This is a genomic window from Streptomyces sp. Ru62 (genome assembly GCF_002920615.1).
Lineage (GTDB): Bacteria > Actinomycetota > Actinomycetes > Streptomycetales > Streptomycetaceae > Streptomyces.
On record NZ_PQSU01000003.1, the window covers coordinates 342,591 to 363,130 of the forward strand.

Here is a 20,540-nt window from a genome sequence, read left to right on the forward strand (position 1 = left end):
GATCACCCGGCGCCCGCCTCCACCACTACCGTCATCCGCCCCGGCTCAGGCGAGGGACAGGAAGAGCTTCTCCAGCCGGGCCCTCATCTGCTCCCGGTCTCCGGCGTCGGCGAGCTCGGAGTCGCTGAGGCAATGCTGCAGGCCGGTGGCGATGACCGCGAAGCCGGCCTTGTCCAGGGCGCGGGAAGCCGCGGCGAGCTGCGTGACCACCTCCTCGCAGTCCCGCCCCTCCTCGATCATCCTGATCACGCCGGCGATCTGCCCCTGCGCCCGGCGCAGCCGGTTGACCACGGCCTTGAGTTCGTCCGCCGCCATCCCCAGTTCCACGATCCACTCCTCCGTCATACCCCTGCGGGTATCTTACGCTCCCGCGATACCCCCTGGGGTACTCCTGTACGGTGGCCGGTATACCCCCTGGGGTACTGGTGATACGGTCGTCCATATACCCCCTCAGGTAATTCTGAGGAGAGGAGTGCCCGAGGTTCTTCGTCGACACCATCTAGCTGGAGGGGCTGGGCAACCGCAGCTATCTGGCCGGCGGCACACACACGGCCGCGGCTGTCGACCCGCCGCGGGACATCGACCGGGTCCTGGCCGCGGCCGCCCGGCGCGGGGTGCGGATATCGCACGTGGTGGAGACCCCGCCGGGCCGGGGAATCCGGGGAGGCCATGAACACCCCGCCCCACCACCACACGAACCACAGAGACTGCACGAGGGAGACATCCGCCATGACCACACCCACCACCCTGGACCCCCGCCAGGCCCACGCCCGCCTGCACGAGCTGACCGTCATCGACGTCCGCACCCCCGGCGAGTACGCCGGCGGCCACGTGCCCGGTGCCCTCAACATCCCGCTCGACCAGCTCGACCGGGCCCTGCCCGACATCCGCACCGCCGCCGGACGCGGTGACATCCTCGTCGTCTGCGCCTCCGGCGCCCGCTCGGAGAACGCCTGCCGCGTCCTCGCCGGGAGCGGCATCGCCGGCGCCACCCTCGCCGGGGGAACCGCCGCCTGGACGGCCGGGGGCTATGACACGCACCGGCCCGAGGCGACCACGAAAGCGACCTGGAGCATGGAGCGTCAGGTCCGGTTCACGGCCGGTACGGTCGTGCTGCTCGGCCTCCTGCTCGGCCTGTCCGTCCACCCGGCCTTCCAACTGCTGTCCGCAGGCATCGCGGGCGGCCTGGTCTTCTCCGCTCTGACCAACACCTGCGGCATGGCGGCCGTGCTCGGCAAGCTGCCCCACAACCGACCCCGCCGGGCCGACCTGGACGCCGCACTCGCCCGACTGCGCGGCACCGCCGAGCGATGAGCCGTCGGACCGCGTCCGCCCTGCTCGGCCACCGCGCTCGCTCCCCGGTCGGCACCTTCCGGCGGGCCGCGGCGTGCCGATCGCCCCGCCCCCGTGGATGATCGTACGGAGAGGAGGCCGGACACCGACATGCCTCACAGGGCGTATGTGCCTGACATGTCCCGGCCTCGTTCGTCACCGCAAGGGAGACACCTGTGATGCGCTCGATCATGACGGGGACGGCGGCGGGCCTGCTGGGCGCCGCCGCGCTGTGCCTCGGAACCCCGGCCCCCTCGTTCGCCGGTACCGAGGGCGCCGCCCGGTCGTCGGTCACGTACTGCGGCGCGGACAAGGCGACCGGGCTGGCGGTCTGGGCCGAATCCGCCGGGTCCTGCGCCGCCGCCCTGGAGGTCGCGAGCGCCTACACCAAGGCCGCGTCCAGCAAGTCGGGCGCGCCCGCCACGATCAGTGTCGGGGAGACCACCTGGACGTGCCAGGAGCGTCAGGGCGACCCGAACCCCTACCGGGAGTGCGTCACCGACAGCGGAGGCCGGGTCGTTCTCACGTCGTGAGGCCGGCGCCCGGCAAGAACGATCACCGCTCACCCCGCCGTGGCGGACGGCTCGAACCTGCTGTTCAATACATGAATCGACCGATTGAGGTCGCATCACGGCTTGGGGAGAGAGACATGACGACGGGACCCGGCGCCGAGGCCGAGAAGCAGATCCTCGGACGCATCACGGAGATGATCAACCAGGAGAAGGACCTGCGGGACCGTCTGGCGGACCACGACATCGACCAGCCGACCGAGCAGGAACGCCTGGCGCGGCTGGAGACCGAGCTCGACCAGTGCTGGGACCTCCTCCGGCAGCGCCGGGCCCGCGTCGCCGCCGGTCAGGACCCCGAGGAGGCCCAGGTGCGCCCGGCGTCGCAGGTGGAGCGGTACCTGTCCTGACGACCGGCGTGTGCTCGTCCGCCCATGCCCTCACCCTGGAATGAACGCCCCACCCGCCGCTGTTGCCCCGGCAGTGCCGGCACGGCACGAAACCCTGCGCGAGGTGGAGATGAGCACGGATGAGCATGGCGTTCGCACCCGACGACCTCTCGGGCCAGACCGCCTGTTCTGGATCCCGCTCACCGCTGCGCCACTTCCTGCGGACCGAGACCGGTAGCGCCGCCGTCCTGGTGACGGCGGCGCTCGCCGCGTTGCTGTGGGCCAACGCGGCTCCCGCGGGCTACGCGTCGTTCTGGGAGACGCACCTGTCCGTCGGGATCGGCACCCACGGTCTGTCCCTCTCACTGCGGGAGTGGATCAACAGCGGACTGATGGCGCTGTTCTTCTTCGTCGTCGGACTGGAGGCGCGCCGCGAGTTCGACATGGGCGAGCTGCGCGACCGCCGGCGTCTGGCCCTGCCGCTCGCCGCCGGGATCAGCGGCATGGTCGTACCGGTCGCCCTCTTCCTCGCGGTCAACGCGGGGCACTCCTCCGCGCACGGCTGGGGCGCGGCGATGTCCACCGACACCGCCTTCGCCCTCGGCATGCTCGCCGTCGTCGGGCACCGGTTGCCGAGCGGACTGCGGATCTTCCTCCTGTCGATCACGGTGGTCGACGACTTCGTCGCCCTGGGCGTCATCGCCGTCGCCTACAGCGAGCACGTCGACGTAGCGGCGCTGCTGGTCGCGGTGGCGGTGTTCGGCGTCGTCCTGCTCGTCCGCGCGCTCGGGGTGCGCCGGGGCCTGGTCTACGCGCTGCTGGCGCTCGTCGCCTGGGTCGCGCTGCTGGAGTCGGGTGTCGATCCCGTGGTCATCGGCCTCGCCATGGGCCTGATCACCTACGCGTACCCGGCGGCACGCGCCGACCTGGAACACGCCACGGGCCTGTTCCGGATGTTCCGCGAGCAGCCGACGCCCGAGCTGGCACGCTCGGCGCAGGCCGGCCTGGCGTCCGCGATCTCGCCCAACGACCGGCTGCAGGGCCTGTACCACCCGTGGACCAGCTATCTCGTCGTCCCGCTGTTCGCCCTGGCCAACGCCGGTATCCCGCTGGATGCCGACCAGCTCGCGCGGGCGTTCACCTCGCCGGTCACGCTCGGCATCCTGCTCGCGTTCGTCGTCGGCAAGCCGCTGGGCATCCTCGGGGCGTCCGCGCTGGCGTACGGGGTCAGCCGGGGGCGGGTCCGGCCGCCGGTCGGCTGGGGAGCCGTCGCGGCGGGCGGGGCCCTGGCCGGGACGGGCTTCACCGTCTCGCTGCTCATCGCGACCCTCGCCTTCCGGGGGACACAGCTGGCGGACGCCAAGATCGGCATCCTCAGCGCGCTGGTCGGCTCCTTCCTGATCAGCCGGCTCCTCACCGCGGTCCTCGCGGTGCTGCCGGGCCGGCTGCGGCAGCGGGCGCTGCTCGGCGACGCCGAGACGCTCGTCGACCTGGCGGTGCCGGTCGATCCCGACCGCGACCACGTGCGGGGTCCGCGGCACGCGCCGGTGACCGTCGTGGAGTACGGCGACTACGAATGCCCGTACTGCGGACAGGCCGAACCGGTCGTCCGTGAGCTGCTCGGTGACTTCGGCGACGTGCGGTACGTGTGGCGGCACCTCCCCCTGACGGACGTGCACGTGCACGCCCAGCTGGCGGCCGAGGCGGCGGAGGCCGCGGCCGCGCAGGGCCGCTACTGGGAGATGCACGATCTGCTGCTCAGCCACCAGGGCGAGCTGCGCCTCGGGCATCTGCGCACGTACGCCGACGCCCTCGGGCTGGACGCCGAGCGCTTCGACCGGGATCTGCGGTCCCACCGGGGCGCGGCACGGATCGCCGAGGACGTGGAGTCGGCGGACCTGAGCCAGGTGGCGGGCACGCCGACGTTCTTCGTGAACGGGCGCCGGCACCACGGGGCGTACGACATCGGCAGCCTGTCGGCGGCGGTGCGGGCGGCCCGGGAGCGGGCGGCGATCGGGGCCCGCGGGGGGCGGTGAGGGCCGGGAATGCATCGCGGGGTGGTGGTGTTGAGAGAACCGTCTGACATGTTCGAGTCAACGGGCTCGGACGGTCGGCGGAAGGAGTCCCTCATGGCACGCAGCACCACACGCCCGGTCGTCAAGCTGAGGTCGACGGCCGGAACCGGAGTCACCTACGTGACCCGCAAGAACCGTCTGAACGACCCCGACCGGCTGGTCCTGCGCAAGTACGACCCGGTGGCCGGCGCGCACGTCCTGTTCCGCGAGGAGCGCTGACCCTCGCGGGGAGCGCTGACCCCCGCGGTGAGCGCTGACTCCCGCGGTGAGCGCTGACCCGCGCGCAACCCCGCCCTCCTGAAGAACGCACTTCCCCCGAGGAGGAACACCCCATGAGGAACGGCATCCACCCCGTCTCCCGTCCCGTCGTCTTCCGCGACCGCGCGGCAGGCTTCCAGCTGCTGACCCGCTCCACCATCGAGTCCCGGCGGACGGTCGAGTGGGAGGACGGCACCACGTACCCGGTCGTCGACGTCGAGATCTCGTCGGCGAGCCACCCGTTCTACACCGGCACCTCGCGCGTCGTGGACACCGCGGGCCGGGTGGAACGCTTCCAGCGGCGCTACGGCCGTACCACCGCCGACCGCCACTGACCTCACAACCCGTTCGACGGCACGACCCGCTTGACGGCACAACCCGTTCGACCTCCCGGGAGGAGACCGCGATGAAGGTACGCAAGTCCCTGCGCTCGTTGAAGGCCAAGCCGGGCGCCCAGGTGGTGCGCCGGCGGGGCAAGACCTTCGTGATCAACAAGAAGGACCCCCGCTTCAAGGCCCGCCAGGGCTGACGCCCCGCAACGCCGAGCATTCCACGGCCCGGCACCGCACACGCGGTGCCGGGCCGTTCCCGTTCCCGGCACCGTGAGGAGAGCCCCGCGGCGGTAATCTGGCGATCATGGGGGAGTGGAGGATCCGGCCGGCGTCGGGGACGGACGCCGAGGCGGTGGCGGAGTTGCGGGCCGTGGTGCTGCGGGCGGACCTGGAGCGGCTCGGGCGCTACGACGAGCGGCGGGTGCGGCAGCGACTGCGGGACGGGTTCGTCCCGGCGCACACCTGGGTGATCGAGGTGGGCGGCGCCTTCGCCGGCTGCGTGGCGCTGCGGCCGGCCGAGGACGCCCACTGGCTGGAGCACTTCTACCTGGCCCCGCACCTCCAGGGCAACGGCATCGGCGCGGCCGTGCTGCGCGGACTGCTGGAGCGGTGCGACCGCGACGGCATCCCGGTCCGGCTGAACGTGCTGCGGGGCAGCCCGGCCCGGCGCCTGTACGAGCGGCACGGATTCATCCTCCAAACCGAGGATCCCGTGGACGTCTTCATGGTGCGCGAGCCGGCCCCGGCCGCGCGTGACAGGTGATCACCCGCCGCTGTCGCACCGAGGCGGGCGGACGGCGGTAGACGCTGGCCAGGGCCGCGACCGTCCGCGCCCTCCGCGCCCGCGGCTCGGAGGGCGCCACCACCTCGGCCTCCGGGCCGAGCCGTAGCAGCGTGCCGACGGCGTGTCCGACGGACCCGGCGGGTGTCCGACGGACCCGACGGGGATGACGATCCGGACGCTGCCGTCGGGGCCCGGTGGCCCGGCGCTGTCCTGGGCGGCGGGCGCCACCGCGGGCTCCATGAGGTCGGGCAGCCGTGCCGCGAGCGCGGGTGACAGCCGAACTCGGGTGGCCCTCGCCTCACCTGCGCCAGAACAGGTGGTGCGTCACGCCGCTCGGGCTGGGCACGACTTCCAGGTGGAACCGGTCGAGCAGCTCATCGGGAGACTCCCAAAGACGTAGTCCGGACCCGAGCCTCACCGGCGAGACCGCCACATGCATGGTGTCGACGAGGCCGGCGTCGAGGAACTGCCGGATGGTGGTGACCCCGCCGCCGAGCCGGACGTCCTGGCCTTGCGCCGCTTCCCGCGCACGTTCGAGGACCGTGGCCGGGTCGCCGTCGACGAAGTGGAACGTGGTGTCGGAGAGCGTGAACGACGGACGTTCGTGGTGAGTCATGACGAACACCGGAGTGCGGAACGGGGGCTCCTCCCCCCACCAGCCGCGCCACTCATGGTCCTGCCAGGGCCCGCGCTGGGGGCCGAACTTGTTGCGGCCCATGATCTCGGCACCGATGCCGCGTGCGAAGTCCCGCGTGAAGTAGTCGTCGAGGCCACGGCTCCCACCGGGGTCCGTGCGCATGGGCCAACTCGCCGTGGCTCCGGCCCAGGCGAACAGCCTCTCGGGATGCTCGAAGCCGAACGGCCGCTCGAAACTCTGGTGCTCACCGGCACCGATTCCATCACTTGAGACATTGAAGTTCATGACTCTCAGCAACTGATCCACGTCTGTCCTCGTCAGGTCCTGTCGCGTCATCGTGCGGCGAGGCGCCGCACATCATGACGTCGAACGGGACGCGGCCGGATCGACAGCGGCCCGCAACTTTTTTCAGGGGCGCGTCAGGAAGCGGTCCCACCGCGGTCTGGCCGTGGCGGACACGGTGACCGCCGGGGACCACTCACATGAGCACTCCCTCAGTTCACACGGCCGTTGTGACGACGTGCATCCGCGAGGCGGTGGTTGTCGGACGACTCTTCACCCTCTACGAGGCCGCCGCCTTCATGAAGTCGCTCGGCGCCGTCCGGGCGATGAACCTCGACGACGGCGGCTCCACCGCGATGGCCGTGGCCGGCACGCTGGTCGACACCCCGTCCGACGTCACCGGCGAACGCCCGGTCGGGGACACCGTCCAGGTCGTGCCGGCGGCTCACTGACCGGGGGCACGGCTCTGCAACCGGCTGCGTCGGGCAGCCGGCCGGCCGCGAGGCGGTCCCCGAGGTCCGGCAGATCGGTCAGCGGCGGCACCCGCCCGCCGCACCCTGGCAGGGGACCTGAAACGGCCCGGTCCCGGCCGATGTCCCCCGGCCCGGCCGCCCGAACGCGGAGGGCATCCGGCGCGTCCCCCGCCGCCGGCCCCACGGCGGCCGCGAGGCGTGGTTCACGGGCTTCAGCCGCGCAGGCTCTCCGCGTCACGCGGAGGCGCCCCCGTGCGCCGGGTCGTCGCCCACAGGAGCAGGGCGGCGAGGCTGAAGGACGCGCCGAGGGCCGATACGGCCGGCCAGCCCGCCGTCGCGTAGGCGAGGGAGGAGCCGAGGGCGCCGAGGCTGCTCCCCGCCGAGTAGAAGACCATGTAGCCGCCGATGATCCTGCTGCCCGCGTCGGGCCGGACGGCGTGGATCAGGGTCTGGTTGGTGACGTGGACGGCCTGCACGGCGAAGTCCAGCACCACGGCGCCGATCGCCGGCGCCCACAGCGACCGCGGGGTCAGCGCGATCGGGAGCCAGGAGAGCGTCAGCAGGACCAGGCCGGCCCCGGTCGTGCGCTGGGCGAACCCCCGGTCGTTCCAGCGCCCGGCCGCCTGCGCGGCGACGGCCCCGGCAGCCCCGGCCAGCCCGAACGCGCCGATCGCGGTGTGCGACAGCGACCACGGCGGACCGCTCAGGGGCTGCGTCACACCGCTCCACAGGGTGCTGAAGGCGGCGAACACCAGCAGGGCGAGCCCGCCCCGGACCCGCAGCAGCGGATGGCGGACGAACAGGGTGACGGTCGAGGCCACCAGCCGTCCGTACGACACCGCGCGCACCCTCGGGGACGGCGCGCCCGGGGGCAGTACCCGGAGCAGCAGCAGGGCGAGGACGGCGGTGGCGCCCGCGGACGCCAGGTACACCGCCCGCCAGCCGGCGAGGTCGGCGAGGAGACCGGCGGCGGCGCGGGCCAGCAGAATGCCGGTGACGATGCCGCCCGTGACGGTGCCGACGGCGCGGCCACGCCGGGCGGGCGGGGTCAGGGCGGCGGCCGCCGCGACCATCGTCTGGGCGACTACGGCGAGCAGCCCGACCGCGGCGAGCGCACCGAGGAGCGCCGCCACGTCCGGCGCCAGCCCGGCGGCCAGCAGGGCGAGTGCCAGCAGGCCGAGCTGGCCGGTGACCAGCCGCCGATGGCCGAGCAGGTCGCCGAGCGGCACGAGCGTCAACAGGCCCAATGCGTATCCGAGTTGGGTCACGGTGACGATCGCGCCGAGCAGCCCCGCGCCGAGCGCGAACCGCTCGCCCAGGGTCACCAGCAGGGGCTGGGCGAAGTAGACGGTGGCGACGGAGCTGCCGCAGGCCAGTGCGAGCAGGGGGATGAGCCGGGTGGGTGGCGCGGTCTCGGACGCCGGAGCCGTGGGCGGCGCCGCGCCCGGCACCGTACCCGCGGTATGCGCCCCGTGGCCGCCGGTCCCCGTGGTTTCCCCGGTCCCGCCGCACCCGCCGGCCGTACCGGAGCACTGGATCGCCATGTCCTACACCCCTCCCGATCGGTTGCATCTTGCTACCTGTGTGACCGTAGCCGGGCGCGGTAGCATGTTGCAACCACGCCGCCCGGGGTGGAGGAGAGGAGCCACGGATGGTCGCCCGCACCCGTTTCGACGCCGACCCCTGTCCCGTCGCCCGGTCGGTGAACGCCATCGGCGACTGGTGGTCGCTGCTGATCGTGCGGGACGCCTTCGACGGCAGCCGCCGCTTCGGCGAGTTCCAGCGCAGCCTCGGCATCGCCAAGAACATCCTCGCGGCCCGACTGCGCGCGCTGGAGCAGGCCGGGGTGCTGCGCGGCGAGACCGCGCCGGACGCCGGATCCCGCCGCGAGTACGTCCTGACCGAGAAGGGCCGCGCCCTGTTCCCGGTGATCGTCGCCCTGCGCCAGTGGGGCGAGGACCAGTGCTTCACCTCCGGTGAGGACCACTCCCGGCTGCTGGACCGCCGGACCGGCCGCCCGCTGCGCCCTTTGCAGATCCGGGCGGCGGACGGACGGCTGGTGGGGCCGGAGGACACGGTCGTGCAGAAGGTGCGGGAGGCGGAGGGGGACGGGAAGGAGTCGGGGGAGGCCGACGAGGTGAGCTGAGCGCGGCCGTGGCGCGGTGCGGCCGGAACGGTGGCCTTGTCGTCGCAGCGGGTGTGTCAGCCGCGTCGTGGCGGGCGTGTCAGCGTGGGATCACCCAGCCCGGCGTCCATGTCCCGGCGGGGGTGATCACCCGCAGCAGCCGTCCTGGGGCGCGGAGCCCGCGGCGGCGGTCCGGAGGCGGCAGAAGCAGGACGCCTCGACCGGTACGTCCGCCAGCGCGGCGGCGATCTTGAGCTGCTGGGCCACGATCCGTGCCTCCCCCTCCTTGCCGAGCCGCACCAGGCACTCGTGGAGACCGTGCAACGCCCAGACGTTTCCCGGGTGTTGCAGCGGGCGGGGGAGCGTGTCGTCGAGTCCGAGGTCGGCACGGTAGACGGCCTCGGCCTCCGCGACCAGGCCCCGTTCGAGGAGCAGGGCGCCGTAGGCGTGGCGGGTGGGCTGCATCCAGCCCCACGGCTCGTCGTACGGCAGACCGTCGTCCAGCTCGATCGACCGGCGCAGCGCCGCGAACGCCGCCTCGTACCTCCCCTTGCGGAATTCCAGTTCGCCGTCCAGCATCTGTGCGGCGATCGCCAGGATGTCCGTACAGGTGTTGTTGAACAGCATCCGTGTCTCCGGCACCCGGGCGACGGCCTCGTGGAACAGCGCGCGTTCCGTGCCGGCCTCGCCGGTCCGGCCCGTGGCCGAGAGGGCGACCCCGCGCGCGTAGCGCAGCATCGCGGTCGTGACGCAGTAGAGGTGGGCGTCGGCGGGCAGCGGCAGGCGCAGGACGTCGTCCCAGCGGCCGAAGCGGATGAGCACGTGCACCCGCATCGCGAGGAAGCCCTCCAGCCAGTCCGCCATGGGCGGGCTCTCCACGCGCAGCAGCTCCTCGGGTACGGCGGCCTCCAGCCGGTCCGCCGTCTCGATCGCGTCCTGGAAGCGGCCGAGGAACATCGCACCGTAGATCTTGAAGTGGAGGTTGTGGCACCGGTACAGGGTGTAGAAGTTCATCTCGCCCGCCCTGGCACGGAACCTCTCGTCGGCAGCGATCGCCCCGGTGTTGTCGGAGACCACCCGGCGGTAGTCGCCGCAGAGCACTTCCAGGTGGGACGGCATGTGCTGGAGATGGCCCGCGTCCGGCACCAGACCGCGCAGCCGGTCACCCGCCGGCAGGGCGGCCTCGGGCGTCGGGGACATCTCCATCAGGTGGATGTACAGGTGGAGCAGCCCCGGGTGCCGTGCCCCGGCCCGGGTGGCGAGGGCCTTCTCCAGGACCGCCTTGGCCTCGGTGGTGCGCGCGTCCAGGGCCGGCCGGCCCGAGCGGATGTCCCAGAGCCGCCAGGGCGTGAGGTTCATCAGGGCGTCGGCGTACAGGGTGGCCACGTCGAGGTCGCCCTCGGCCAGTCGGTGGACGGCTCGCATGCGGTCGGCATAGGCGGCGTTCCACACGGAACAGTCTTCGGCGTCCGGGGCCCGGGACCGTGGATAACGGGCGCCCAGCGCACCGACGAGGGCCTGCTCGACCGGGGTGGCGCCGGCCGCCTTCGCGTGAGCGCGCCGTACGGCGGCGTGCGCCCGCTCCACGGTCCGCTCCAGGTCCTGTTCGTCGAAGAACTCCCAGGGCTTGTTGTAGTTCGGGCCGAGCGCGTAGGCCAGGCCCCAGTCGGCCATGGCACAGTCCGGGTCCGCCGCGGCGGCGGCCTCGAAGCAGCGGACGGCCTCCTCGTGGTTGAAGGCGTACGTCCAGTTCAGCCCGCGGTCGAACCAGGTCTGCGCCTCGTCGGACGACGTGGTCACGCGCCGGCGGTGGCTGCCGAGGTCGTAGTACTCCATGCCCGCGCCTCCCTCATAGGGGTTGTCAACGGGTCGCGCAGCGAAGGCTATCTTCCAGCGAACCGCATGTCGTCAACCACCGGCGGCCCGGGTGTTCGGGTTCAGCCGATCCACCCGCCTGGGAGCCGGAACGGCCGCCACCGCACAGGCCCGGTCGTGGTCGTCCCAAGCGGTCCCGGCTCCCGCCATGACCCCGGTCCGCCCGCATCCGCGCCATGCGCCCGACGCGGAGACCGTGTGACCGGGAGCCACCTGACGCGGCAGGGCCCCGCAGGCTCCTCGCGGGCTCGCTCAGGTTCCTCCACGAGAGCGTGGAAGAAACTTCGGGCGGCGATGTCGAGAACCCGTGACCGGCTCCGTCCCAGGGGTGAACGCGGCCACAATGGGTCGCACCAGCACCGAGGAGAACCACGATGGCCAAGTACCTGCTGCTCAAGCACTACCGCGGCGCTCCGGCAGCGGTCAACGACATCCCCATGGACCAGTGGACGCCGGAGGAGATCTCGGCGCACATCCAGTACATGCGGGACTTCGCGGCCCGGCTGGAGGAGACCGGCGAGTTCGTCGACGGTCAGGCGCTCGCCCCCGAGGGGACGTGGGTCCGGTACGACGGTGAGGGGCGCCCGCCGGTCACCGACGGCCCCTTCGCCGAGACCAAGGACCTCATCGCCGGCTGGATGGTGATCGACGTCGACACCTACGAGCGCGCCGTCGAGCTGGCCGGGGAGCTGTCGGCCGCCCCGGGCGCGGGCGGCAGGCCGATCCACGAGTGGCTGGAGCTGCGCCCGTTCCTGACCGCGACGCCCGACGTCACCGAGTGCCATTGATGGACGAGGCCCTGCTGAGGAGCCTCACGCCGAGCGTGCTCGCCCTCCTCGTCCGCCGCGGAGCAGACTTCGCGGCGGCCGAGGACGCCGTCCAGGAGGCGCTGGTCGAGGCGGTCCGCGTCTGGCCGGCCGACCCGCCGCGGGACCCGAAGGGCTGGCTGGTCACCGTGGCCTGGCGCAAGTTCCTCGACCAGACCCGGGCGGACACCGCGCGCCGCCGGCGCGAGGACCGTCTCGACGAGGAACCGGCCCCCGGACCGACATCCGCGGTGGACGACACGCTCCAGCTCTACTTCCTGTGCGCCCACCCGTCGCTGACGCCCTCGTCGGCGGTCGCGCTCACGCTGCGCGCCGTCGGCGGGCTCACCACCCGGCAGATCGCCCAGGCGTACCTGGTGCCCGAGGCGACCATGGCGCAGCGCATCAGCCGGGCCAAGCGCACCGTCTCCCAGGTGCGGTTCGACCAGCCCGGCGACGTCGCCACCGTGCTGCGCGTCCTCTACCTGGTCTTCAACGAGGGCTACTCCGGCGATGTCGACCTCGCCGCCGAGGCCATCCGGCTCACCCGGCAGCTCGCGGCCGGGATCGACCATCCCGAGGTGGCGGGGCTGCTCGCCCTGATGCTGCTCCACCATGCCCGGCGCGCCGGCCGGACGGCGCCCGACGGCAGCCTGGTGCCGCTCGCCGAGCAGGACCGCGCCCGCTGGGACACGCGCCTGATCGCCGAGGGCGTCGCGATCCTCCAGGCCGCCCTCGCCCGGGACCGGCTCGGCGAGTTCCAGGCGCAGGCCGCCATCGCCGCCCTCCACGCCGACGCGCCCACCGCCGAGGAGACCGACTGGGTGCAGATCGTGGAGTGGTACGACGAACTCCTGCGCCTGACCGACAATCCGGTCGTGCGGCTCAACCGTGCCGTGGCCGTCGGCGAGGCCGACGGCCCGCGCGCCGGCCTCGCGGCACTCGCCGAGCTGGACGACTCACTGCCCCGCCACACCGCCGTAGCGGCCTACCTGCACGAACGCGACGGCGACCTGGCGACGGCGGCGCGGCTGTACGCCGAAGCGGCCCACCAGGCCCTCAACCTCGCCGAACGCGACCACCTCACACGCCAGGCCGCCCGCCTCAACACCCGCCTGCGCCACTGAGGGGCCGCGCCCCAGCCTGCGTCCCGCCCCGGGGCCGGGCCGGGTCGCTACTGGATGCTCCAGCGGTGCGGATGCTCCGGATGCTCCGGGCAGGCGAACACGTTGAGTTCACCCCAGCGGCCCACGACGACCTCGGTGGGGGTGGCGGAGCGGCGGCCGGACCGGTCCTCCAGGGGGCGCCAGCTCCCGCTGCCGCCGTCCCACTCCGAGCTGTCGACGGTCAGGAGCAGGTGCATCGGGGCGCCGCACGCCGGGCAGTCCATGGGGTACGGGTCGGTGGCGTGCCAGGAGGCGAAGCCGCCGACGCGCCAGCCGGGCGGGATGGACAGGTCGTACTGGTAGCTCGGTGGCTCCACCGTGTCCCCGTCCTCTGTCTCCCCTGCCTGCCCGGTTCCCGCCTGCTCGCCTTCCGCCCGCTCGGCTTCGGCCTCGACGGCGTCCTCCCAGGCGTCGATCCGGGCGCACAGCTCCTCGGGGAGGAGGTCGGCGTACGGGTAGGTGAGCACCTGCTCCGGGTGCAGCACACAGGGTTCGGGCAGGAACCCGTCGGACCCGATGACCGGCGGCTGCGGCGGCGCGGTCAGCACCCGGCCGACCTCCCACGACCGACGCCAGCGCAGGTGCAGCTCCAGGCCGTGGCCGGTGGGGCCGTGTGCGCTGAAGGGGCACCAGAACGCCTGGAGCAGATCGCAGTCGTCCGGCCCCGCCGGGAGATCGGGGACATCGCGCCGGTAGAGCTGCGCCAGACCGATCATGGGCAGCGGGTCCGTCTCCGCGACCCCGGGCAGCCGGTGCTCGCGGTCCAGCTCGGCGAGCAGCTCCCGTTCCTCGTCCGTGGGGCCCGGGGCGTGTTCCCGGGCCCATGCGGCAGCCAGCACCCGCCGCCGACGGTGGATGTCCGCCGGACGCCGGCCGCGCCCGCGGGCATGGGCCTCGCCGCACACCGGCCAGGGCTCGTCCGCCGGCCACAGCAGGGGGCCACCGACGGAACTGTCCGCAGGGCCGGGGCTGCCCGGCCGGGGATGCAGCCGTGTCGTCGTCCCCCGGTGTGCGGCCAGTTCGGGAAAGAGCGTCTCGACATCGGGCGGGCGCGGCGGCGTGGTCCTCGGCATGGACGCGACCTTAGACGCGGGACGGCTCCGGCCGTCGGGAACCCCGGCGCACGGCGGCACCGAGGGGAGGCAGCCGCCCTTACGACTGGTGCCGCGGCCGTACTCGGGGATCGACCGCGGCACCAGCCGTCCAGGGCACTTCCGCGCACGGCACGAATGCCCCGCGCCGGCGTGCGTATGCGGCGCCGAACGGGTGAACCGCCAGGAATCCAGGGGCCGGTCGAGGGCTTCCGCGGCCGCCGGCCGGACGGCCGGTGCCGAGGCCCCTGGGGTGGGGCGAGGGGGCACCGGCCGTGGCCTGGCAGCCGGGCGCCGTACCGTGGAGTGCCGCGTCTCGGGCGCCGCACGTCTTCCCGCCGACGGGAAACGGCACCCGAAAACCGGTCGCCCTCCCGGTCCGTCCCGGTCCCCGCTCACGGACACCGGCCGGCGACGCGAGCGATGCCGATCGGTACCCGCGAGGGTGTCACCACGCGGTCACTGATCACCGCATCCGCAGGCCAGCGACCCCGCGCCACTGAGCATGCAGCACGCAACCAGTCGATATCTACGGTGAATCTTTTACATCAATACCGCGTGACACTAATTAAACTGAGCGGCAGTCAACGCCAGCCCCGGGGGACAAGCCACCAGTGAACCGCCAAGCATTGAAGAAACTCCTCAAAGACCGCCGCGCGCTCATATCCCCCGAAACGCACGGACTGACCCGCCCCACCGGCCGGGGGCGCCGCGCCCCCGGTCTGTCACAGGGTCAGGTCGACGAACTCCTCGGCTACTCCGAGCGCACCTATCAGCGTCTGGAATCCGGCAACTACCACCACCCCCCGGTCGACCTCCTCCGCGACGTCGCGCGCCTGTACGGCATGAACGAGCAGGAATGGATCAGCCTCTGCCGGTACGCCCGCGGCGAGGACCCGCCCGGCCCGCTGTACGACACCTCCGGCCACGCCCTGCCCGCCGCCTGGGCCGACGCCGTCGCCGGCATCACCCACCCCGCGTACGTCACCGACGCCTCCTGGAACCTCGTCACCTGCAACGACCGCTTCCACGCCCTGTTCGACAGCGGCCGGGCGCCGGCCAACACCATGCGGTGGATGCTCCTGGACGGGCGTGACCAACTCATCGACTGGGCCACGGCCTGGGCCCCGCTGGTGATGCCCCAGTTGCAGGCCGCGCTCGCCCAGCGCTCCGACGACAAGGTCTTGAGGCAGATCGAGGCCGACATCCTCGCCGACCCGCTCGCCCAGCCCCTGTACGAGAAGGGCGGGGCCTCCATCCACCCCGACGGCGACGAGCGGCCGATCCGTCACGCGGTCGAGGGGCCGGGGTGGGTGACGATGTGTGTGGCGCAGCCGCTCGCGGCGCCCGGGTCCCGGTGCATGATCCTCGTTTTCCGGCCTGGCCCGCGACGGACCGTCAGCCGACCGCGTATGTTGAAAGCCCAGGAGAACGGCATGAACGCCTGAATTTGCCCGTCTTTGGTGCGCGGCCAGGCAGTATTTCAGGGACGGCGAAGGAAACAAACCAGCCAATTTTGCCGTACCTTGACCTAATCAGGTCGCAGCGCCTTCAGGGGGGAACCCATGCCTGCTCATATCGCCCGCCCCACGACCGTCCTCGCCGCACACAAAATCACCACAACCGAGATAGCCGACGACATTCGCGCCCACCATCCGCACCATCCCCGGCTCGGCGCGATCCTCCGTGTCCTCGGCAACTGCGGCGTCGAGACCCGCTATTTCACCCAGCCCCTGGACTCGCCCACCATCAACGGCACGGCGGAGGTGGGCGACCGCGCCGCCCGCGCCTTCGCGGACGGCCTCACCATGGCCGAACAGGCCGCCCGCGCCACCCTCGACCGCTACGGGCTCCAGCCCGGCGACATCACCGGCCTCATCACCACCCACGCCACCGGCTGGGCCGTCCCGAACCTCGACGTCCACCTGGTGGAACGGCTCGGGCTGCGGCCCACCATCCGCCGCACCGCCCTGACGACCACCGCCTGCGCCGGGGGAGCCCACGCCCTGGTCCGAGCCGTGGAACAGGCCCTGCTGCACCCCGGGTCCCGCGTCCTGGTCGTCGCCGCCGAAGTGCTGTCCACCGCCTACAACCACGCCGACACCAAGATCGAGCACATGATCTACAAAGCGCTGTTCGGCGACAGCGCAGCCGCCACCGTCGTCTCCAGCGACCCCCTCGGCCCCGGACTCGCCGTCGACGCCGACGGGCTGTTCGAGTACGTCCTCCCGGACAGCCTCGCCCTGTACGCCGGCCGGATCGACAGCACGGGTCTGCACTTCGACAGCACCAAACAGGCGACCGGCGGCGCGAGACACGTCATGCCCGCCGTCACCGACTGGCTCGCCGGCCGCTCGGTCGACGTGCCCGTCATCCACCCCGGATCGAAGCCCATCATCCTCGACACGGCCGACGCCCTCGGTCTCACCGCGACCGACGCCCGCCACTCCCTCGACACCCTCTCCGAAGAGGGCAACCTCGGTGGCGTATCGGTTCTCCGGGTCCTCGAACGCACCCATGGCGAGCCCCCGGCCGACGGCGAGAGCGCGCTGGTGGTCGCCTACGGCCCGGGATTCTCCGTCTCCGCCCTCCGCGGCACCTGGCAGGACTAGCCGGCCGCCGGCGGCGCCGGCCGGGGCCCCACAGCGGGCCCCGGCCGGTGCGGGAGGGCGGGCATCAGCGGCGCAGTGCCGCCAGGTTGCGGTAGCCGATGGCCGCGTGCTCCAGGGACTGGGCCGGGTTGGCCGCGCTCGGGGCGTTGTCCTGCTCGACCATCGGGTTGTGGTAATTGCGGTGGCCCACGCGGGAGAAGAACGTCGTGTAGTCGATGACCCCGGTGCCGAACGGGACCATGTCGTACCCCATGCCGTTCGTGGTGTTCACGACGCCGTCCTTGGCGTGGAAGAGCGGGTACCGCTTGTCGTGGCAGGTGACCAGGCCCGCCGGGTCGAAGACGTCCGTGCGCGTGGAGCCGTCGTGGGCGGTGTAGGTGCGGAACTTGTACTGGGCGACGTGCGCCCAGAAGACGTCCATCTCCAGCCAGACCAGCTTCGGGTCGGTGACCGACAGGAAGTACTCCAGCTTGCGGATGCCGGAGCTGCGGGTCGGCCTGCCCTGGGCGTCCAGCGGGCCGCCGTCCAGCAAGAAGTCGTAGGCCGCGTCGTGATTGTGGGTGTACAGCTTCAGGCCGGCACGGCGGGCGATCTCCCCGAGGGCGTTCCACTTGTCGGCGGCCACGTCCCAGTCCGCCTTGTACCGGCTGTTGGTGGGGTCGGCGCCGGTGCCCATGTGCGCCATGCCGAGGATGTTCGCGATCTCCAGGTGCTTCTTGAAGGTGTCCAGATCGCCGCTGGTCAGCGGCCAGGAACCCGGGATGAAGCCGTGGTTGCCCTGGGCGCGCAGGCCGTTGTCGTCCAGCCAGCGGCGCAGCAGCTTCGCGCCCTGAACGGACTCCAGGCTCGCCCCGCCGGGCGCGTTCGCGTGCTGGCCGTAACCGGCGAACTCGACCTGGCGGTAGCCGAAGCGGGCGAGCTGCTCGAACACGGCGCGGAAGCCGGACGGCAGCGAGGTCGACAGCGGGTCCCGGCCGATGGCGTCACGGACGGTGTAGAGGATGATGCCGCGCTTGTCCGCGGGCACCAGGGCATGGCCCTCGCCGCCGGCCGCGGCCCGGGGAGCGGCCTGGGGGGCCGCCTGGACGGGGGCGGCGCCGAGGACCGGTGCGGCGACGGCGCCGGCCGCGACGGCGGTGCAGGTGCTCAGGAAGCGGCGGCGGCCGATGCCGAGGCTGCGGCGCAGGTCTTCGTCGGTGTGCTGGCTGATGTTCACGGGTGCCTCTCTCTGGACGGGTCGTCGGCGGTGAGACCGGCGAGGTGCAGCAGGAGCGGTTTCACGTCGGTGGCCGCGATGCGGTCGCCGACGGCGCGGGGGGTGGAGCACAACAGGAGCGGACCGTCGTCGTCGCTCGCGGGGAGGCGGCCGTGGCTGCCCCGGATCGGTGAGGGGTCGAGGGGGACGACCGCCATGCGGTAGCGCAGCCCGAGCTTCTTGCGGGCCAGCGCCGTCGCCGCCCTGACCTTCACATAGGGGTCCTCGGGGTCCATGAACAGCTCGACCGGGTCGTAGCCGGGCTTGCGGTGGATCTCCACGAGGCGCGCGAAGTCGGGGGCGCGGGCGTCGTCCAGCCAGTAGTAGTACGTGAACCAGGCGTCCGGTTCCGCGACGGCGACGAGTTCGCCGGAGCGCGGATGGTCCAGGCCGTTGGCCTTCTTGCCCTGGTCGTCCAGGAGTCGCTCGATCCCGGGCAGGCCGTCGAGGGCGGCGCGGGTGGCCGCCAGGTCCTCCGGGCGGCGGACGTACACATGGGCGATCTGGTGGTCGGCCACGGCGAAGGCGCGGGACGCCATCGGGTCCAGGTACTCCATGCCGTCCTGGGTGTGGACCTCCAGCAGGCCGGCGCGGCGCAGGGCGCGGTTGATGTCGACGGGCCGGCTCACCGGGGTGATGCCGTACTCGGACAGCACCACCACGGTACGGCCCTCCGCGCGGGCATCGTCCAGCAGCGGCGCCAGGGCCGCGTCGAGGTCGGCGGCGGCCTTCAGGGAGCGCGGGTCGTCCGGGCCGTGGCGCTGCAGGTCGTAGTCGAGATGCGGCAGGTAACAGAGGGTCAGGTCGGGCCGGCGGGTGCGCAGGACGTGCCGGGTGGCGTCGATGATCCACTGGCTGGAGACCAGGTCGGCGCCCGGACCCCAGAAGCGGAACAGCGGGAACGTGCCGAACCTGTCGGTGAGTTCGTCGTGCAGGGCCGGTGGCCGGGTGTAGCAGTCGGGTTCCTTGCGGCCGTCGGCGTAGTAGACGGGTCGCGGGGTGACGGTGATGTCGGTGTCGGCGCCCATGGCGTACCACCAGCAGATGTTGGCGACCGTGTAGCCGGGGTGGGCGCGGCGGGCGGCGTCCCACAGCTTGTCCCCGGCGACCAGGCCGTTGTGCTGGCGCCACAGCAGGACCTCGCCGAGCTCCCGGAAGTACCAGCCGTTGCCGACGATGCCGTGCTCGGCGGGGAGCGTGCCGGTGAGGAAGGTGGACTGGGCGGCACAGGTGACGGCCGGCAGCACGGTACCGAGGTGCGCCCGGGAACCCGCGGCGGCGAGGGCCTCCAGGTGGGGCATGTGGACGAGGAGACGGGGGGTGAGACCGACCACGTCGAGGACGAGCAGCGGGGTGGGGGTCCGCTCGGTCATGGCAGCTCCTTCAGGCCCAGATCGGTCAACAGGTCGCGGGCGAGGGCGAGTTCGGCGGCGATGCCGTCGGCGAGCCGGTCCCGGCCGCGCGGGCGCAGGCCGGGCGGGAGCGCCTGCCAGGTGTACGTCTCGACCTCCAGGTGCCGGGTGAGCGGGCGCGGCGCGCCGACGAGCCGGGCGAGGGCCGCGCGGAGCACGGGGAGCGTGCTGGTCAGCGGCGCGGTGGGGGACGCGTGCAGGGGGACGTGGAAGTGGGCGCGCCAGGGTGCGTCCGCCGGCAGCGGGCCGCCGGCCAGGGCCTCGGGCAGGTCGTCGGTGCCGCGCACCCCGGCGTCGGTGAGCGCGCGGGTCTGGTGCAGGAAGCGCGGCTCCGCGAAGGCGGCCAGGGCGGTGCGCACCTCCGGCCGGCCGGGGTGCTCGGCGTGCAGCGCGGCCGACAGCTGCGCCTTCACCACCGGTACCGGGGAGGCGGCCAGGGCGTCCAGCGCGGCCGTCGGGTCCTCGAACGAGGTCGCGAGATGGCAGGTGTCGACGCAGACGCCGACGCGGGGATGGCCGACGGAGCCGAGCGGTGCCAGGGCGTCCGCCGTGGTCTCCACGATGCAGCCCGGCTCCGGTTCCAGGCCGACGCGGACCGAGCGGCCGGTCAGCTCCGCCAGCGAGTCCAGGCGCTGCCCGAGCGTGCGCAGTGCCGCCCGGCCCGCTTCGGCGCGGTCGGCGGTCCAGGTGGTGCGCCAGCCGAGCGGCAGCGTGGAGACGCTGCCCTCGGTGACGTCGTCGGGCAGCAGCGCGGCCAGGATCCGGGCGAGCGCCGTGGTGTACTCCAGGCGCTCCCGGTCCGCCCAGTCGGGCTTGTAGACGCGGTACTTGACCTCGTCCGCGCCGAAGCCCTCGTACGGGAACCCGTTGAGGGTGACGACCTCCAGGCCGCGCCGGTCGAGTTCCCGCCGCAGGGCGCGCAGCGCGGCCGGGTCGGTGTCCACCGCGCGGGCCGCGTCATGGGCGAGCCACAGGCCGATGCCGAGCCGGTCGCGGCCGAGCCGGCGCCGGACGGGCTCGCAGTGGTCGCGCAGCTGGGCGAGGACGCCGTCGAGGGTCTCGGCGGGGTGGACGTTGGTGCAGTAGGCGAGGTGGACGGTCGTACCGTCCGGGTGGCGGAAGCGCATCGC

Annotated in this window: 22 protein-coding genes and 1 pseudogene; 15 read left to right on the plus strand and 8 right to left on the minus strand. The window is 72.9% G+C overall.

Annotated features, from left to right (window positions below; genetic code table 11):
* Window positions 1-45: 45 nt before the first annotated feature.
* Window positions 46-327 carry a metal-sensitive transcriptional regulator gene (locus C3492_RS05975; protein ID WP_103810738.1) on the minus strand — a complete coding sequence of 94 codons (282 nt, stop codon included), beginning with the start codon at window positions 325-327 and terminating at the stop codon, window positions 46-48.
* Between the two features lie 176 nt (window positions 328-503).
* Here C3492_RS05975 and C3492_RS45425 point away from each other — a divergent pair.
* From C3492_RS45425 to C3492_RS06020, 9 genes and pseudogenes are all read left to right on the plus strand, one after another.
* Window positions 504-641: pseudogene (locus C3492_RS45425) on the plus strand (MBL fold metallo-hydrolase); the annotation flags it as partial.
* A gap of 88 nt (window positions 642-729) precedes the next feature.
* Complete coding sequence (locus tag C3492_RS05985; RefSeq protein WP_103810674.1) at window positions 730-1,314, plus strand: rhodanese-like domain-containing protein; 585 nt, start codon at window positions 730-732, stop codon at window positions 1,312-1,314.
* A 197-nt stretch (window positions 1,315-1,511) separates the two neighbouring features.
* Window positions 1,512-1,865: a hypothetical protein gene (locus C3492_RS05990; RefSeq protein WP_258055518.1), complete on the plus strand. Its 354-nt coding sequence runs from the start codon at window positions 1,512-1,514 to the stop codon at window positions 1,863-1,865.
* A gap of 116 nt (window positions 1,866-1,981) precedes the next feature.
* A complete protein-coding gene (locus tag C3492_RS05995) occupies window positions 1,982-2,248 on the plus strand; it encodes a DUF2630 family protein (RefSeq protein ID WP_103810676.1) in 267 nt (88 codons plus the stop codon).
* A 119-nt stretch (window positions 2,249-2,367) separates the two neighbouring features.
* Window positions 2,368-4,263 carry a Na+/H+ antiporter NhaA gene (gene nhaA, locus C3492_RS06000; RefSeq protein ID WP_103810677.1) on the plus strand — a complete coding sequence of 632 codons (1,896 nt, stop codon included), beginning with the start codon at window positions 2,368-2,370 and terminating at the stop codon, window positions 4,261-4,263.
* A 93-nt stretch (window positions 4,264-4,356) separates the two neighbouring features.
* Window positions 4,357-4,521 (plus strand): 50S ribosomal protein L33, encoded by a 165-nt coding sequence (gene rpmG / locus C3492_RS06005; protein ID WP_103810678.1) that lies wholly within the window; start codon window positions 4,357-4,359, stop codon window positions 4,519-4,521.
* Window positions 4,522-4,634: 113 nt separating this feature from the next.
* Complete coding sequence (locus tag C3492_RS06010; RefSeq protein WP_103810679.1) at window positions 4,635-4,895, plus strand: type B 50S ribosomal protein L31; 261 nt, start codon at window positions 4,635-4,637, stop codon at window positions 4,893-4,895.
* Window positions 4,896-4,966: 71 nt separating this feature from the next.
* Window positions 4,967-5,089 (plus strand): type B 50S ribosomal protein L36, encoded by a 123-nt coding sequence (gene ykgO / locus C3492_RS06015; protein WP_103810680.1) that lies wholly within the window; start codon window positions 4,967-4,969, stop codon window positions 5,087-5,089.
* Between the two features lie 107 nt (window positions 5,090-5,196).
* Window positions 5,197-5,655 carry a GNAT family N-acetyltransferase gene (locus C3492_RS06020; RefSeq protein ID WP_103810681.1) on the plus strand — a complete coding sequence of 153 codons (459 nt, stop codon included), beginning with the start codon at window positions 5,197-5,199 and terminating at the stop codon, window positions 5,653-5,655.
* A 319-nt stretch (window positions 5,656-5,974) separates the two neighbouring features.
* On the opposite strand, the gene C3492_RS06025 is transcribed toward C3492_RS06020, so the two are convergent.
* On the minus strand, window positions 5,975-6,619 hold the full coding sequence (locus C3492_RS06025) for a dihydrofolate reductase family protein (RefSeq protein WP_103810739.1): 645 nt from the start codon (window positions 6,617-6,619) through the stop codon (window positions 5,975-5,977).
* Between the two features lie 206 nt (window positions 6,620-6,825).
* Here C3492_RS06025 and C3492_RS06030 point away from each other — a divergent pair, with 206 nt between their 5' ends.
* Window positions 6,826-7,047 (plus strand): phosphodiester glycosidase family protein, encoded by a 222-nt coding sequence (locus C3492_RS06030; protein WP_258055519.1) that lies wholly within the window; start codon window positions 6,826-6,828, stop codon window positions 7,045-7,047.
* A gap of 233 nt (window positions 7,048-7,280) precedes the next feature.
* Here the strand turns inward: C3492_RS06030 and C3492_RS06035 are convergent, their stop codons facing one another.
* Window positions 7,281-8,612 carry an MFS transporter gene (locus C3492_RS06035; protein WP_103810683.1) on the minus strand — a complete coding sequence of 444 codons (1,332 nt, stop codon included), beginning with the start codon at window positions 8,610-8,612 and terminating at the stop codon, window positions 7,281-7,283.
* Between the two features lie 107 nt (window positions 8,613-8,719).
* Between C3492_RS06035 and C3492_RS06040 the strand changes: the two genes are divergently transcribed.
* The gene (locus C3492_RS06040) at window positions 8,720-9,214 is read left to right on the plus strand and encodes a helix-turn-helix domain-containing protein (protein WP_103810684.1); all 495 of its coding nucleotides are present in this window, start codon (window positions 8,720-8,722) and stop codon (window positions 9,212-9,214) included.
* A 126-nt stretch (window positions 9,215-9,340) separates the two neighbouring features.
* Here the strand turns inward: C3492_RS06040 and C3492_RS06045 are convergent, their stop codons facing one another.
* Window positions 9,341-11,029 carry a hypothetical protein gene (locus C3492_RS06045; protein ID WP_103810685.1) on the minus strand — a complete coding sequence of 563 codons (1,689 nt, stop codon included), beginning with the start codon at window positions 11,027-11,029 and terminating at the stop codon, window positions 9,341-9,343.
* Between the two features lie 413 nt (window positions 11,030-11,442).
* Between C3492_RS06045 and C3492_RS06055 the strand changes: the two genes are divergently transcribed.
* On the plus strand, window positions 11,443-11,856 hold the full coding sequence (locus C3492_RS06055; RefSeq protein ID WP_103810687.1) for a YciI family protein: 414 nt from the start codon (window positions 11,443-11,445) through the stop codon (window positions 11,854-11,856).
* A complete protein-coding gene (locus C3492_RS06060) occupies window positions 11,856-13,001 on the plus strand; it encodes an RNA polymerase sigma factor (RefSeq protein ID WP_103810688.1) in 1,146 nt (381 codons plus the stop codon). Before C3492_RS06055 ends, C3492_RS06060 begins: the two co-directional genes overlap by 1 nt.
* Before the next feature lie 47 nt (window positions 13,002-13,048).
* Here the strand turns inward: C3492_RS06060 and C3492_RS06065 are convergent, their stop codons facing one another.
* On the minus strand, window positions 13,049-14,113 hold the full coding sequence (locus C3492_RS06065; RefSeq protein ID WP_103810689.1) for a hypothetical protein: 1,065 nt from the start codon (window positions 14,111-14,113) through the stop codon (window positions 13,049-13,051).
* A gap of 632 nt (window positions 14,114-14,745) precedes the next feature.
* Here C3492_RS06065 and C3492_RS06070 point away from each other — a divergent pair.
* Window positions 14,746-15,579: a helix-turn-helix domain-containing protein gene (locus C3492_RS06070; protein WP_103810690.1), complete on the plus strand. Its 834-nt coding sequence runs from the start codon at window positions 14,746-14,748 to the stop codon at window positions 15,577-15,579.
* A gap of 117 nt (window positions 15,580-15,696) precedes the next feature.
* Complete coding sequence (locus C3492_RS06075) at window positions 15,697-16,743, plus strand: PhlD (protein WP_103810691.1); 1,047 nt, start codon at window positions 15,697-15,699, stop codon at window positions 16,741-16,743.
* A gap of 64 nt (window positions 16,744-16,807) precedes the next feature.
* Here the strand turns inward: C3492_RS06075 and C3492_RS06080 are convergent, their stop codons facing one another.
* From C3492_RS06080 to eboE, 3 genes are read right to left on the minus strand one after another with little or no spacing between them, the layout of a single operon-like run.
* On the minus strand, window positions 16,808-17,959 hold the full coding sequence (locus tag C3492_RS06080) for a sugar phosphate isomerase/epimerase (protein WP_103810692.1): 1,152 nt from the start codon (window positions 17,957-17,959) through the stop codon (window positions 16,808-16,810).
* Window positions 17,956-19,371: a nucleotide pyrophosphatase/phosphodiesterase family protein gene (locus C3492_RS06085; RefSeq protein ID WP_103810693.1), complete on the minus strand. Its 1,416-nt coding sequence runs from the start codon at window positions 19,369-19,371 to the stop codon at window positions 17,956-17,958. The genes C3492_RS06080 and C3492_RS06085 overlap by 4 nt, the downstream gene beginning before the upstream one ends.
* Window positions 19,368-20,537, minus strand: a complete 1,170-nt coding sequence (gene eboE / locus C3492_RS06090; protein WP_103810694.1) for a metabolite traffic protein EboE — start codon at window positions 20,535-20,537, stop codon at window positions 19,368-19,370. Before eboE ends, C3492_RS06085 begins: the two co-directional genes overlap by 4 nt.
* Between the last annotated feature and the right edge of the window lie 3 nt (window positions 20,538-20,540).

Excerpts from the sequence above, each read along its gene's own strand:
- C3492_RS06060 (WP_103810688.1), top strand. The coding sequence starts at position 11,856 with ATGGACGAGGCCCTGCTGAGGAGCCTCACGCCGAGCGTGCTCGCCCTC.
- C3492_RS06085 (WP_103810693.1), bottom strand. The coding sequence starts at position 19,371 with ATGACCGAGCGGACCCCCACCCCGCTGCTCGTCCTCGACGTGGTCGGT.
- eboE (WP_103810694.1), bottom strand. The coding sequence starts at position 20,537 with ATGCGCTTCCGCCACCCGGACGGTACGACCGTCCACCTCGCCTACTGC.
- ykgO (WP_103810680.1), top strand. The coding sequence starts at position 4,967 with ATGAAGGTACGCAAGTCCCTGCGCTCGTTGAAGGCCAAGCCGGGCGCC.
- C3492_RS06035 (WP_103810683.1), bottom strand. The coding sequence starts at position 8,612 with ATGGCGATCCAGTGCTCCGGTACGGCCGGCGGGTGCGGCGGGACCGGG.
- nhaA (WP_103810677.1), top strand. The coding sequence starts at position 2,368 with ATGAGCATGGCGTTCGCACCCGACGACCTCTCGGGCCAGACCGCCTGT.
- C3492_RS06055 (WP_103810687.1), top strand. The coding sequence starts at position 11,443 with ATGGCCAAGTACCTGCTGCTCAAGCACTACCGCGGCGCTCCGGCAGCG.
- C3492_RS06010 (WP_103810679.1), top strand. The coding sequence starts at position 4,635 with ATGAGGAACGGCATCCACCCCGTCTCCCGTCCCGTCGTCTTCCGCGAC.
- C3492_RS05990 (WP_258055518.1), top strand. The coding sequence starts at position 1,512 with ATGCGCTCGATCATGACGGGGACGGCGGCGGGCCTGCTGGGCGCCGCC.
- C3492_RS06075 (WP_103810691.1), top strand. The coding sequence starts at position 15,697 with ATGCCTGCTCATATCGCCCGCCCCACGACCGTCCTCGCCGCACACAAA.
- rpmG (WP_103810678.1), top strand. The coding sequence starts at position 4,357 with ATGGCACGCAGCACCACACGCCCGGTCGTCAAGCTGAGGTCGACGGCC.
- C3492_RS05985 (WP_103810674.1), top strand. The coding sequence starts at position 730 with ATGACCACACCCACCACCCTGGACCCCCGCCAGGCCCACGCCCGCCTG.
- C3492_RS06045 (WP_103810685.1), bottom strand. The coding sequence starts at position 11,029 with ATGGAGTACTACGACCTCGGCAGCCACCGCCGGCGCGTGACCACGTCG.
- C3492_RS06065 (WP_103810689.1), bottom strand. The coding sequence starts at position 14,113 with ATGCCGAGGACCACGCCGCCGCGCCCGCCCGATGTCGAGACGCTCTTT.
- C3492_RS05995 (WP_103810676.1), top strand. The coding sequence starts at position 1,982 with ATGACGACGGGACCCGGCGCCGAGGCCGAGAAGCAGATCCTCGGACGC.
- C3492_RS06040 (WP_103810684.1), top strand. The coding sequence starts at position 8,720 with ATGGTCGCCCGCACCCGTTTCGACGCCGACCCCTGTCCCGTCGCCCGG.
- C3492_RS06020 (WP_103810681.1), top strand. The coding sequence starts at position 5,197 with ATGGGGGAGTGGAGGATCCGGCCGGCGTCGGGGACGGACGCCGAGGCG.